The organism is Streptomyces sp. NPDC044984, assembly GCF_040646935.1.
Taxonomy (GTDB): Bacteria; Actinomycetota; Actinomycetes; order Streptomycetales; family Streptomycetaceae; genus Streptomyces.
Genome location: NZ_JBEZBE010000060.1, coordinates 16,565 through 29,593, shown reverse-complemented (window position 1 = coordinate 29,593; position 13,029 = coordinate 16,565). Strand labels below are relative to the sequence as shown.

General features: G+C 67.8%; 11 protein-coding genes and 3 pseudogenes. 6 read left to right on the top strand and 8 right to left on the bottom strand.

Annotated elements, in window-relative coordinates:
• Positions 1–94: 94 nt before the first annotated feature.
• Positions 95–598: pseudogene (locus tag AB0A94_RS36650) on the bottom strand (IS5 family transposase); the annotation flags it as partial.
• 973 nt (positions 599–1,571) lie between these two features.
• On the opposite strand from AB0A94_RS36650, the gene AB0A94_RS36645 reads away from it, so the two are divergent.
• Both AB0A94_RS36645 and AB0A94_RS36640 read left to right on the top strand, forming a co-directional pair.
• A complete protein-coding gene (locus tag AB0A94_RS36645) occupies positions 1,572–3,812 on the top strand; it encodes a M4 family metallopeptidase (RefSeq protein WP_361751084.1) in 2,241 nt (746 codons plus the stop codon).
• Between the two features lie 262 nt (positions 3,813–4,074).
• Positions 4,075–4,794 (top strand): IS6 family transposase, encoded by a 720-nt coding sequence (locus tag AB0A94_RS36640; protein WP_361751082.1) that lies wholly within the window; start codon positions 4,075–4,077, stop codon positions 4,792–4,794.
• Between the two features lie 326 nt (positions 4,795–5,120).
• Here AB0A94_RS36640 and AB0A94_RS36635 read toward each other — a convergent pair whose 3' ends face one another.
• The 6 genes and pseudogenes from AB0A94_RS36635 to AB0A94_RS36610 form a co-directional block, all read right to left on the bottom strand.
• A complete protein-coding gene (locus AB0A94_RS36635; protein WP_361751081.1) occupies positions 5,121–6,215 on the bottom strand; it encodes a winged helix DNA-binding domain-containing protein in 1,095 nt (364 codons plus the stop codon).
• A 7-nt stretch (positions 6,216–6,222) separates the two neighbouring features.
• A complete protein-coding gene (locus tag AB0A94_RS36630; RefSeq protein ID WP_361751079.1) occupies positions 6,223–7,254 on the bottom strand; it encodes an aldo/keto reductase in 1,032 nt (343 codons plus the stop codon).
• 107 nt (positions 7,255–7,361) lie between these two features.
• Positions 7,362–7,784 carry a VOC family protein gene (locus AB0A94_RS36625; RefSeq protein ID WP_361751077.1) on the bottom strand — a complete coding sequence of 141 codons (423 nt, stop codon included), beginning with the start codon at positions 7,782–7,784 and terminating at the stop codon, positions 7,362–7,364.
• A 264-nt stretch (positions 7,785–8,048) separates the two neighbouring features.
• Positions 8,049–8,784, bottom strand: a pseudogene (locus AB0A94_RS36620) (IS6 family transposase).
• Between the two features lie 48 nt (positions 8,785–8,832).
• Positions 8,833–9,267: pseudogene (locus AB0A94_RS36615) on the bottom strand (hypothetical protein); the annotation flags it as partial.
• A 112-nt stretch (positions 9,268–9,379) separates the two neighbouring features.
• Complete coding sequence (locus AB0A94_RS36610; protein WP_361751075.1) at positions 9,380–9,754, bottom strand: helix-turn-helix domain-containing protein; 375 nt, start codon at positions 9,752–9,754, stop codon at positions 9,380–9,382.
• 77 nt (positions 9,755–9,831) lie between these two features.
• On the opposite strand from AB0A94_RS36610, the gene AB0A94_RS36605 reads away from it, so the two are divergent.
• Positions 9,832–10,242 carry a RidA family protein gene (locus AB0A94_RS36605; RefSeq protein WP_085576023.1) on the top strand — a complete coding sequence of 137 codons (411 nt, stop codon included), beginning with the start codon at positions 9,832–9,834 and terminating at the stop codon, positions 10,240–10,242.
• A 240-nt stretch (positions 10,243–10,482) separates the two neighbouring features.
• Here the strand turns inward: AB0A94_RS36605 and AB0A94_RS36600 are convergent, their stop codons facing one another.
• Complete coding sequence (locus tag AB0A94_RS36600; RefSeq protein WP_361751073.1) at positions 10,483–11,445, bottom strand: chlorophyllase; 963 nt, start codon at positions 11,443–11,445, stop codon at positions 10,483–10,485.
• Between the two features lie 167 nt (positions 11,446–11,612).
• On the opposite strand from AB0A94_RS36600, the gene AB0A94_RS36595 reads away from it, so the two are divergent.
• The 3 genes from AB0A94_RS36595 to AB0A94_RS36585 all read left to right on the top strand — a co-directional run bounded on the left by AB0A94_RS36595 (position 11,613) and on the right by AB0A94_RS36585 (position 12,979).
• A complete protein-coding gene (locus AB0A94_RS36595) occupies positions 11,613–11,960 on the top strand; it encodes a hypothetical protein (protein WP_361751071.1) in 348 nt (115 codons plus the stop codon).
• Positions 11,961–12,009: 49 nt separating this feature from the next.
• The gene (locus AB0A94_RS36590; protein WP_361751069.1) at positions 12,010–12,261 is read left to right on the top strand and encodes a hypothetical protein; all 252 of its coding nucleotides are present in this window, start codon (positions 12,010–12,012) and stop codon (positions 12,259–12,261) included.
• 256 nt (positions 12,262–12,517) lie between these two features.
• Positions 12,518–12,979 (top strand): RRQRL motif-containing zinc-binding protein, encoded by a 462-nt coding sequence (locus tag AB0A94_RS36585; protein ID WP_361751067.1) that lies wholly within the window; start codon positions 12,518–12,520, stop codon positions 12,977–12,979.
• The last annotated feature ends 50 nt before the right edge of the window (positions 12,980–13,029 follow it).

Sequence of the window (13,029 nt, the reverse complement as noted above, 5' to 3'; positions counted from 1 at the left end):
CTCACGCCAGCTGAGTACGAACAGCAATTGATCACGTCACGTAGGCTGTCACTCGTCGCGTGAAACCCGGTGTCCACCCCCGGGGATCAACCTCATCACCTGCCTGCCCCGGTGTGATCAGCACGGCCAGCGGACGCCGCCCACCTTCACCCACCAGATGAATCTTCGTGCTCAGCCCTCCCCGGGAGCGGCCCATCCCTTCGTCGTCCCGATGATGAGCGGGACGACTCCGCCGACCGGGGACCCGCGGAGGCCGCTTTCGTGCACCGGCCGCGTGCTGGTGCGCCCGGCAGACCGTCGAGTCCACCCCCGCCATCGTCCAATCGAGACGGCCCTCGATATCGGCGTCGGCCTGGACGGCCCGCAAGATCCTGTCCCACGTGCCGTCCGCCGACCACCTGCGATGCCTGTCATGCACCGTCTTCCACTTGCCGAACCGCATCGGCAGGTCCCGCCACAGGATGCCAGTCCGTTGCCGAAAAAGAATCCCGTTGATCACCACACGGTGGCTCTCCCACCGCCCGCCCCGGCCTGCGTTCCTCGGCAAGTGCGGTTCCAGCCGGGCCCACTCCGCATCTGTCAGATCACCCAGCCCCACATGGGACGGAACGATTCATCGGTCAGCCTGTCACGCAACCCCTCGGACAGGTCCTAATGGTGGAGCGGTCCGTGCTGAATCAGCAGGCCGGTACGTAGCGGGTAGCTCCGTGTCGAAGGTGCACGAGGATGACCAGGAGCTGGTCGACGAAGGCCGACCGGTGCTTCGCGACGGCGCCCACAGCCCGCTTCCGCGGCTTGGACGCAAGCTTGGTCTGGTGCCGTTCATGCCACAACGGTTCCTGGCTCTGCAATGAGTTCAGCGATCACTTCGGCCGAGAGGCTCGTGATTCTCCGGTCATCGGTGATCGCCGCACGCGCCCCGTTCCTCACCACACAACCATGATCGGCGATCAAGAAATCGGCGTCTCGCCGCTCATCGTGCACGAACTCGTTGGCGATACACACCTTTTATTCTGGTCTGTCTTCAAGTAGTTGAAAGCAGAGGAGCGCAAGTGCCGTTGGTCATTCATTTTGTTACATCTGGATGACCGGCAGACGATGTGGGGATCCGAGAGTGGCGTGAAGGCGATCCCGGCTCCCCGAGAACCGCGAGCACGCCCTACAGCGATGCGAAGAGGCCTGCCTGGCGAAGTTTCGCCGCTAAAAGTGCTGTTCAGAAGCATGTTGCGGGAAAGTGTTACCTCAAGTGGGTTTCTGTTCAAGTGCGCTGAGTGATCAGCTGATCAGTCAATGAGATCCGGACAACCAACCGCTCGCCTCTGCCTGTTTGCTTAATTCCTTGAAAGTATCGGGTTGCTCCAAGCGGTGCACGCCGCTGCCTGGGGTCGGTTGTGCCGGTTCACGTCCGGCATCCGCGTCACTGGCCGTCCCGCGTACGGCCGGACACAAGGAGAGCTGCAGAAGTGACTGACAGACTGTCATTACCGGGACATTCTCCGATATCCGGGTCTCACCCTCCTCGAGGCGCTGTCACTCCGCGCAAGCGCGCGGTGCTGACCGCGGCGCTCACCGTGGTAGCGCTCCTGCTCCCGGTCGCTACGGCTGCGGGCCCGGCCGCCTTCGCCGCGGACAAGGACCGGGCGCCCCGGCAGATCGAGGTCCGGCCCGAGCCCGGGTCCGGGAGCGTCGAACTCTCTGCCGAAGAGCGGGAGAAGCTGCTCGAGTCGGCCGCCGCCGACGGTGCCGCCACCGCCCACCGGCTGAAGCTCGGCGACCGCGAGAAGCTCGTGCCGAGAGATGTCGTCAAGGACGCAGACGGTACCGTCCACACCCGCTACGAGCGCACCTACGCCGGGCTCCCGGTGCTCGGCGGCGACCTGGTCGTCCATCAGGACGGCGCCTCCAGGACCGTCACCAAGGCCACTTCGGAACGGATCGCCGTTGACACGACCAAGCCCACCGTCGCCGTCGGCACCGCCAGGAAGGAGGCGCTGGCGGCGGGCAAGCAGAAAGGAACCGCCGAAGCCGCCACTCCGCAGGCCCCCCGCCAGGTCGTCTGGGCGGGCTCCGGTGAACCCGTCCTGGCCTGGGAGACCTTCGTCACCGGCGTCCGCAAGGACGGCACCCCGAGCCGCCTCCAGGTGGTGACCGACGCCACCACCGGCGAGCAACTGCACAACGCGGAGCAGATCCGCGCCGGTGAGGGCCAGAGCCAGTACAGCGGCCCCGTGCAGATCGGCTCGGCCCACAACGGCACCACGTACGAGTTGACCGACCCGGCGCGCGGCAACCACCGGACCTACTCGTTCGCCCAGGACAACACGCAGAGCCTGCTCACCGACGACGACGACCACTGGGGCGACGGCACCGCCGCGCACGAGCAAACGGCTGCCGTGGACGCCGCGTACGGCGCACAGAAGACGTGGGACTTCTACCACGACCAGTTCGGCCGCAACGGCATCGCCGGCGACGGGGTGGGAGCCCGCTCCCGGGTCCACTACGGCAGTGGATACGCCAATGCATTCTGGGACGACCTGTGCTTCTGCATGACCTACGGTGACGGCATCGGCGACGCCAGGCCCGTGACCTCCATGGACATCGTGGCCCACGAGATGAGCCACGGCGTCACCTACGCCACCGCGAACCTCTACTACTCGGGTGAGTCAGGCGGCCTCAACGAGGCGACCAGCGACATCATGGCCGCAGCCGTGGAGTTCTATGCGGACAATCCCCTGGACACGCCGGACTACACCATGGCCGAGTTGATCGACCTGCGCGGCACCGGCCAGCCGATCCGGTACATGGACCGGCCCTCCAAGGACGCCTCCCCGAAAGGGACATCCCAGGACTACTGGACCTCCGAGACCAGGAAGCTCGACCCCCACTTCAGCTCCGGAGTGGGCAACCACTTCTTCTACCTGCTCGCCGAAGGCAGCGGCCAAAAGACCATCAACGGCATCGCGTACGACAGCCCCACCTACGACGGCAACCCGGTCGCCGGCATCGGCATCGAGAACGCCGCCGCCATCTGGTACCGGGCCCTGACGGTCTACATGACCAGCCGCACCGACTACGCGAGCGCCCGCGTCGCTACGCTCCGGGCCGCGGACGACCTCTTCGGCATGGCCGACGGCGCGTACACGGCCGTCGGCAACGCCTGGGCCGCGGTCAACGTCGGCCCCTCGTACGTCAACAACATCGCGGCCGTCGTTCCGTCCACCCAGAAGTCCGCAGTGGGCCAACCCACCGAATTGCGGATCGACGCGGTCTCGACCCGTCCCGGCGCTCTCGGCTACGCCGCGACCAACCTACCTGCCGGACTGAGCATCGACGCCGCCACCGGGATCATCAGCGGAACCCCGACGGCGGCGGGCGACTTCTCCACGGTCGTCACCGTCACGAACTCCGCCTCAGAGACCCGCGAACTCTCCTTCGCCTGGTCCGTGCTGGCCTCCGGCGGGGACTTCTTCACCAATCCGGCCCGGGTCGACATACCCAACTGGGTCACCGTTGAGTCACCCATCACCGTCACGGGGCGGACCGGCAACGCACCCGACAACCTCAAGGTGACCGTCGACCTCGTCCACGACTTCATCGGCGGACAGGTGATCAACCTCATCGCCGAGGACGGCACGGTGATCCTGGTGAAGGACTTCGTCTGGGACGAGGGCACAGAACTCCACGACACGTTCACCGTGGACGCGTCGGCCGTGCCCGCCAACGGCACGTGGAAGCTGCGCGTCACTGACAACACTCCCGGCATCTTCACCGTCGACCCCGGATACCTCGACGGCTGGAGCCTGACCTTCTAAAAACTTCCGTCCACCGCGGCGTGACATCGAGGAGCCCGGTCGCCCCCCCGGACGGCCGGGCTCCGTCCCGCCGACCACGGGCAAGGCGGCACAGTGGCGTCCTGCTCCTCGGAGTGTGCCAGGGTGAGGACGCCGTCGATGTCCACGATTACCTCCCCGTCCGCGTCCGACGCCGTATAACCGGCCAACCGCCCTACAGCACTGTCATGTTGGCTGACCGATGGGATGATCTTCGGGTTGATCGGGCTGGGAAGGATCGTCTGTGGGGAGTGCGTCGCCGTCGTACAAGGGGCACCGGTACCCGGTCGAGGTCATCTCCCACTGCGTGTGGCTGTACTTCCGTTTCCCGCTGTCGTTCCGCGAGGTCGAGGAGCTCATGCTTGAGCGCGGGATCGTCGTCTCCCACGAGACGATCCGCCGCCGGTGCGGCAAGTTCGGGCAGATCTACGCAGGCGCTCTGCGCCGCCGGCAGCCCCAGCCCAGAGACAAGGGGCACCTCGACGAGGTCTTCATCAAGATCAACGGGCGGTTGCAGTATCTGTGGCGGGCCGTCGACCAGGACGGGCACGTCCTCGACATCCTCGTGCAGAACCGGCGGGACAAGGCCGCAGCCCGCCGCTTCTTCCGCAGGCTCCTCAAGAAGACCCGCACGGTGCCCAGAGTGATCATCACCGACAAGCTCTGCTCCTACGGCGCCGCCCACCGTGAGGTCATGCCCTCCGTGGAGCACCGCTCGCACAAGGGCCTGAACAACAGGGCGGAGAACAGCCACCAGCCAACGAGGCAGCGCGAACGGGCGATGAAGAACTTCCGCTCCGTGGGCGGAGCCCAGCGGTTTCTGTCCGCGTTCAGCGGCATCTCACCTCACTTCCGGCCCCGCCGCCATCCGATGCCCGCATACCACTACCGCGCCGAAATGACCGTCCGCTTTGCAATCTGGGAGCAGATCACCGGAGTCGCCGGCCTCCCCGCCACGGCCTGAACACCCGGAACCGGCTCCACCACACCACGACGCACCATCAGACAGCTACCCACCCAACAACGTGACAGCGCCCACTGATCCACTTCGCCGTTGAGCGCGACGGCCACCGTGGTGTCGCTGGTGCCGCAGGATGAGGACATGGCCGAGGCCGCCATGCGCAACGCGCTGGCCACCCGGTACAACACGGTCAGGCCGTCTAATCGAAGGCACTCTCCGCGGAAGGTGAGCGTCCAACACGCACACACGTACTCGTCCCGGTCCACGCGGGCGGCGCTGGCACGTTGTGCGAATGGTCCCGTCACGTCGGGACCTGGAGTGGGTGATTGTCAGTTTTCGGTGTCGAGTTGGATGTGCTCGATGTCGTTGTCCAGGAAGGTGGTCAGGTCCTGGGCTTCGGTGTAAACGGCTTCCTGTTCCAGGGCGGTGAGGGGGCGCAGGGAGTTGATGTGGAGTTGGTGGTTGCGCACGGTCCAGGTGGCGGTGACGCGTCCGTCAACAAGGACGGTGCGGTGGCCTGCGACGGACAGACCGAGGTGGGGGGCGTCGATGATGCGGCTGCGGTCGTGGTAGCCGAGGACGGCATTGTCGAAGGCCGGTAGGAACCGGACGGGGGCCGGGGTGTCGGGGTGGGGGCGAGGTGCGTCGGGCAGATCGAGCAGTTCGCGGCCGCGTTCGTCACGGAAGACGACGAGTTCTTCTCGGGCGGCTTTGACGGCGGCGGGAAGTCCGGCGAGGCCGCACCAGGCGCGTAGGTCCGCGCTGGCGGCGGGCCCATAGGCGGCGAGGTAGCGGCGCAACAGCTGTTGCCCGACGGGATCGCCGTCCCCGGCGGGCAGGGGGTCGATGTCCCGTGCCAGCCAGGTGGCCAACGGCAGGTTGCGTACGCCGGCGGTCTGCTGCCAGAGGCCGCGGGGAGGGAGTTGGGCCATGGGGATGAGGGCTGCGACGAGCAGCTCGCCCAGGACACGGCGTGGTGGGCCGGGCCAGCGGTCTTCGAGGGCTTGTACGAGCTCTCTCATGGTGCGGGGCTGCTGGTCGGCCATGACCGCACGGCCGGCTGCGGCGACCTCGTCCAGGTCGATGCCGGCCAGTTCGCGCGGGTAGGTGCCCAGCACTCGCTGGCGCAGCATGGTGTCGTGGCGGGCTCGCCAGGCGAGCGCGTCGTCGGACGTGACGAGGTGGACGGTGCGGCGCATCAGGTGGGTGCGCACCACGGTGCGGCCGGTCAGCGCATCGTCCAGTAGTTCGGGCTTGAAGTCGGTCAGGCGGGACCACAGCCCGATGAACGGTTCCTGGGGCTCTTGCGCCTGCAGGCCGCACAGGTGGGCCACCGCCTCGGGCGCGGATGTGCCGCTGCGCGTGAGCAGGTGCTGGCGAGCCAGGGTGGCGCGGTTGAGGGCGCGGCTGTCGAGGACGGTCATGGCGTTCTCAGGCTGCGGCCCGCTCGTGGGGCGGGCGTCGGCGCAGGTCCGTGCGGGTGAGGGAGAGGGGCGTGTGGGAGACGTCCAGAGGGCTGATGTCGGTGCCGGGCGGGACCATCGTGTCGATCTTGTCGAGGATGTCGTCGCCCAGGGTGACGGTGGCGCCGGCGAGCAGGTCGTCGAGCTGGTCCATGGTGCGTGGGCCGACGATGGCGGCGGTGACGTCGGGGTGGCTGGTGGCGAAGGCCATGGCCAGGTGCGTGAGGGAGTGGCCGGCTTCTTCGGCGAGGGTGAGCAGCTGCTCGACGGCATCAAGCTTGTGTTCGTCGGTGAGATGCCGAGGGACCCACTGCATGCGGGGATTGTCGGGCCGCGGGGTGTTCTTGCGGTAGCGGCCGGTGAGCAGACCCATAGCCAGCGGGCTCCACACCAGAACGCCCAGGCCGTAGCGGCGGCAGGTGGGCAGTACCTCGCGCTCGATGCCGCGGTTGAGTATGGAGTAGGTGGGCTGCTCGGTTCTCAGGCGGTGCAGGCCGCGCTGCTGGGACACCCACTGGGCTTCGACGATTTCCGAGGCCGGCAGGTTGGAGGAGCCGATCGCGCGGACCTTCCCGGCACGCACGAGGTCGGTGAGCGCGGAGAGGGTCTCCTCGACGTCGGTGTGCGGGTCGGGGTGGTGGATCTGGTAGAGGTCGATGTAGTCGGTCCGCAGCCGCTTCAGCGAGCCCTCGACCGCCTGGACGATCCAGCGCCGGGAGCTGCCGCTGTGGTTGGGACCCCCGCCCATCGGTCCGTTGAACTTGGTCGCCAGCACGACCTCGTCGCGGTGTCCTGCGAGGGCTTTGCCGACGATCTCCTCGGTCTCGCTGTAGCCGTAGACGTCGGCGGTGTCGACGAAATTGATGCCCGCGTCGAGCGCCCGGTGGATCATGCGCGCGCAGTCGTCGTGATCCGGATTGCCCATCTTGCCGAACACCATGGTGCCCAGGCAGTAGGCGCTGACTTCGATGCCGGTCCGTCCCAGCTTCCGCATCCGCACGGTGACCTGTTTCCCTCCGTTGCTGTACGTGTTCGGGGCCCGCGCCGTCCGGGCTGCCCGTGTGGGCTGTGGCGGCCCGGACGGCGCAGGCGTGTCAGTCGGCCGGCTCAGCCGTTGTACGGGGCGGTGACGTCCAGGACCCAGGTGACGCCGAAGCGGTCGGTGAGCATGCCGTACAGCGGCGCCCACTGCGCAGGCTCCAGCGGACGCACGATGGTCGAGCCCTCGGCCAGCTTGCCCCACAGGGCGCTGATCTCCTCGGCGTCGTCACCGCGTACGGAGACGAAGAACGGGTTCTCGCCCTGGTTCCAGGACAGTTGCGACGGCACGTCGTAGGCCATGACGTGGAAGCCGTTGTCGCCGGCCACCTCGCCCCACATCACCCAGTCCGCCTCGCTCTCGTTCTGCACGGCGCCCGCGTCCTTGTAGGTGACCGCGACAGTACGTCCGCCGAAGACGGACTGGTAGAAGTCCAGCGCCTCACGTGCAGTGCCCCGGAAGTTCAGGTGAGTGGTGGTCGTGACGGACATGACCTGCTCCTTGCCTCGATGTGACAGATACGCCGCCGACTGTCCAAGTCCAAGTGGCGGCTGCCGACCAGGAGCGATGCCTCCCGAACGGCTCGTGTGCCACCATGGCGGAGGTAGAGGACAGGTTGTGTCCTGTACTGCGGGAAGAATGGATCTCATGCAGAAGACATCCTCCCGGCTGCTCGCGCGGCGCTGTCACGTTGTTGGGTGTGTACGTGTCTGACTGCGTGTCGAGGCATGGTGGTCTCCGCTCGGCGCCTGTGTTCAGACCGTGGTGGGCATGGCGACGCCGGTGATTTGCTCCCAGATCACGAAGCGGATGGTCATCTCGGCCCGGTAGTCGTGTGCGGTCATCAGGTGGCGGCGGGGCCGGAAATGAGGGGAGATGCCGCTGAACGCCGATAGGAACCGCTGCGCCCCGCCGACGGAACGGAAGCCCTTCATTGCCCTTTCACGCTGGCGGGTGGGCTGGTGACTGTTTTCTGCCCGGTTGTTCAGCCCTTTGTGCGAGCGATGTTCTACCGAGGGCATGACCTCACGGTGGGCCGCGCCGTAGGAACGGAGCTTGTCGGTGACGATTACTCGCGGCACCCTGCGCTTTTTCTTCATCAGGCGGCGAAAGAAGCGTCGGGCCGCGGCGGTGTTCCGGCGGTTCTGCACGAGGATGTCCAGGACGGTGCCGTCGGCGTCGACTGCCCGCCACAGGTACTTCCGCTCACCGTTGATCCTGACGAAGACCTCATCCAGATGCCATTTGTCGCCGGCCCGCGGCTGCCGGCGGCGCAGCGCGCCGGCGTAGCTCTGCCCGGAACTTGGCACACCAGCGGCGGACCGTCTCATGCGAAACGACGACACCGCGCTCCAGCATCAGCTCCTCGACCTCACGGAAGGACAGCGGAAACCGGAAGTACAGCCACACGCAGTGGGAGATGACCTCGACCGGGTACCGGTGGCCCTTGTACGACGGCGACGCGTCCCCACGAGCAGCCCCCTCCAGCATGATCAACCCGGAGATCATCCCACCCAGTCAGCCAACGTGACAGCACCCATCCATGCCGAACACGCAGGCCATCTCCTGACAGGTCAACGGCCCTTGATGGAGCCGGGCCCGGTCCGCGAGCGCCGTGAGAATTCGCTGGTAGTCCACCGACAGCGCCGACCAGGCCAGCCCCTGGCGCCACATCGGCACCTGCGACTTCGGCTTCGCCGCGTCCCGGAGCGCCGACTGCACCTGCGCATCCCGTGGATCCGCGGTGATCTCCGCCCCGTCGTCCGGAGCCAGCACCGTATCGACCCGCCTGCGCGCGATCGCCCACTCCTGCCATTCCAACTCGGCCGCCACAAGCTCGGCCTGGATGCGGTCGGCCTCATCCCGCAGTCCGTCGACTCGACGCCGAGCGGCGAGCGGCGAGCGGCGAGCGGCGAGCGGCGAGCGGCGAGCGGCGAGCTCATGCTGTTCCAGCAGTCCGACAACCGACGGCATCCGCGACCTCCCGGGGAACGACGACCCGACAGGCCACCACTCCCACGGAACCGCCACTCCTATCCCCGACCAGCGGAAACGCGTCGATCACGCCCGAAAGGGCAACAGCTCCTCAGAGGTGAGCTTCTTCCTCTCGCCTGTCGAAGCCTTCGCGTGCGCGCTCGATTGCGGGCATGTTCTGTGAGGCCCACGCCAGCAGCACGTCGACGGGGTGCTGGAGGGTCTTGCCGAGGGGCGTGATCCGGTACATGACCGCCACGGGGCGGGTGGAGACGACCTCGCGCTCGATCACGCCGTTGCGTTCGAGTCGCCGCAGTGTCGCGGTCAGCGACTTCTGCGTGACCTGGGGAATGGCCCGGCGCAGTTCGTTGAAGCGGCACGGGCGTTCGCAGAGCTCGTTGAGGACGCTGAGCGACCACTTGTCGAGGATCTGGTCGAGCAGTTCGCGGTGCGGGGCATCGATGCGGAGTTCGTCGTCGGTATCCATGGCGAAACCTGGTCTCGTTGAAGTGTCCTTCTTCCACTAGGTAGCTTACGGATACTTCTTTTGAAGGAGAGAAAGCCATGACTGTTCAGTACTTCACGCCGGAAGGCATGCTGCAGCCGGTCCCGTACCACCACGTCGCCGTGGGGACCGGGACGAAGCACGTCCACGTCAGCGGGCAGATCGCACGCCGGGCCGACGGGACTCCGGTCGCGCCCGGCGATCTGGCCGGGCAGGTCGCCCAGGCGCTGCGCAACACCTCCGTCGGGCTGGCAGGCGCGGGCGCGTCGTTCGCAGATGTGCTGCGCCTGACGTTCTACGTGACCCGGTGGAGCCCGGAAAAGATCAGCGACCTCATGGGCGGCGTGGAGGCCGTCGCCGAAGAGATCGGGCTCCGGCTTCCCCTGCCGCCATCCTCCCTCATCGGTGTCGAGTACCTCTTCGAACCGGATGTTCTCGTCGAGGTGGAAGCGACCGCACTCCTCGACTGACCTTTGAGACGATGCCGCCCGGACGTGCCTTTACGCGGCCGTCGTAAAAGGGCGGCGGTGGTTGGCCCGCTGCCGCTGGCGGCCGCCAGCGGCAGCCGATGATGGCTGAAGATCCTGGTGCCGAGGTACTCGCACCGCAGCAGCCGGCTGCCCGGACGTCATCGTCAAGTGCCGGACCCTGCCTACTCCCAGGCGCCGGCAGTGTGGACATGCAATGAAGGATGTGTCCCCAGCGGGGTTCTACTTGGATTCGACTCGTCCTATCGGATCGGGACCGGTAGTCAGTGCCTCACGTGCGGCCTGCCATGCGGGGTCACCGGAGTGAAGCCGGGTGCGGAGGTAGGCCGCGGTGAGCCGGGCGAGGGCGGCGACTCGTTCGGGGGTCTCGTCGGTGGTCTCGGCGGCGTCGTAGCCGGCGATCCCGCCGAGTCCGTGCTCCGCGCCGAACAGGGTGAGCAGGGTTTTGGGTCCGGGGGCGAGGGTGTAGGGGTCGGCGTGCCAGTCCGGACCCATGTCCGTGAAGTGCCGGGAGTCGTCCTTCTTGCCGGCGACGACCAGCGCGGGTGTGGTCATGGTGGAGAAGTCGATGGTCCGGAAGACCGGCAGCGCGTCGCCCATCGGTCCGTTGAGGACGTCGCCCCTGCCGGGCGCGGCAAGCAGCACGCCCGCCTGGATCCGGGGTTCGAGGAGGCTCACCTCTCCCCCTTCGTCGGGGTCGGTGACCTGAGCGCCGAGCAGGAGGCTGGAGGTGAAGCCGCCGAAGGAGTGCCCGGCGACGGCGACTTTGGTGTGGTCGATCCGTCCGGAGAGCAGCGGTACGGCTTTTTCGATCATGTCGAGTCGGTCGAGGATGTGGGACATGTCCTGGGAGCGCGAGCGCCAGAAGAAGGGCGCCCCGGGTGCGTCGGCGACCAGGTGGGTCAGTGTCCTGGAGGTGAGGTGGGTGGGCTGGATGACCACGAATCCTTGAGCGGCCCACGCGTTGACGAGCGGCGCATAGCCGTTGAGCGAGGAGAGGTTGTTCGAGGGGCCTTGACCGTGGGAGAGGAGGATGACGGCGAGACCGGTTCCGGTCGCGGGTGCGGAGACGCGTACCTGGAGGTCCACGGGACGTTCCGGCACGGGGAGGATGACGGGGCTGAAGGACAGGACCGGGGCGGGCGTGCCCCAGGCGTCGGCGCTGATGGCGGTGGATGTACTCACGAGTGGGTTCCTTTTTGACGTCACCTGCTGCCCGCCGGTCTCCTGCGACCGACAACGGACCAGCTGGTCAGAGACATCCCGCTTCGACCAACCTGAAGCGGAACGGTGTTCCATTTAGTATCCGGAGCACTGTTCCGCTTTGTCAACCGGTCCGGAAGGAGCGTGTGATGACCGCTGGCAGTCCCGCGGGGGAGCCGCCGTCCCGAGGCAAGCGGGCCGATGCCCAGCGCAACCGGCGGACGGTGCTCGACGTGCTGTTCGGGATCGGAAGCCTCTCCATGATCTGGTCCGCCGCCCCAGCCGGGGGCCGCGCCGCCGCCACCGGGCTCGCCGCCCTCATGTGGGCCCTGGCCAGCATGTTCGCCCAGCGCGGCCTGACGCTTCGGCCCGTCGTCCACAACCACCCCCCGCAGTACCAGTTCAACCCCGCGCTCCACCTGCACGCCACGATCCCCGCCCCGACCCCGGCGGGCGACGACCTCGGTCCCGACAACGTCCACCCGCTCCAGCGCTGACCAGCACCGCCCCCGGCCCGCACCACCACCGAGCACCGAAGGGAACCTGATGAAGCCGCAGCTGGAGGAGACCGAGTTCTGGGTCGGCACCTTCCACGGGAGCCACGACGGCACCAAGGCCAAGGTCACCGCGACCCGCGACGACACCCGCCCCGAGCCGTACGTCTGGACGTGCACGTGCGGCGCGTCCCGCTCCTTCCCCACCGAGCACGGCGTGTTCGACACCGCCTGGCGGCACACCCACCCGACCCGCTTCGACCGGCTGCGGTCGTGGGCCCGCCGCTTCCGCACCACCCGCTGACCTGACGCCCTGCCTGGCCCTCGCCCTCCCCGCACCCGGGGCCGGGCGAGGACCGGACAGGCCGCCCGGCCGCACGTAGCGCCCCGCCGACACCAGCACGACGTCGGCGGGGCGCAGCGCTGTCCACCGACCCGTTGGAGGAACCGCTCGTACTCATTCCCCGCCCGCGCCGCCGGATTGGCTGGCCCCGCCCGCAGCGTCCCGGCCCCCGCTACCCGCACCGCCCCGACCGGCTGCCCGGTGCCTGGAGCAGGTGATGCCGCGCCCGAGGAAGAAGCGCCGCCGCGAGGTGACCCGGGTGCCGCGCAGTGACGCGGCGCTGCCCGAGTACGACCGCAGCACGGTGCCCGAAGGCTTGGTCACCAGGCGGCAGTTACGGGAGATGGGGCTGAGCCCCGGCGGCAACGAGGGCCCGGTCGCGATCCTGCGTTGCAGGCTGTGCACGACCCGCCCGCAGTGGTCCTGCCGTCATCCCACCCGCGGCTACCTGCTCCGCGTCGACCTGGCCAAGCCCAAGAGGACGCCGACGCTCGCTCAGGAGTGGGCCCCCGATCAGGCGATGGCAGCTCGGCAAACCTGTGGCCAGTGCAGGAGGCGGTTCTACATCTGCCTCTCGAAGAAACTCGGCTGCTGCCTGGAGTGCTTCGACGGTACGCCCGTCGACCCCAGCAGCCTCATGACCCTCCTGGCCCCGGCCGTTCACCGGCTGGCCGCGTGAGCCAGCCCCGTCCCGACCGTCCAGGCCGGGACGGGGCCCGCACAACCGGG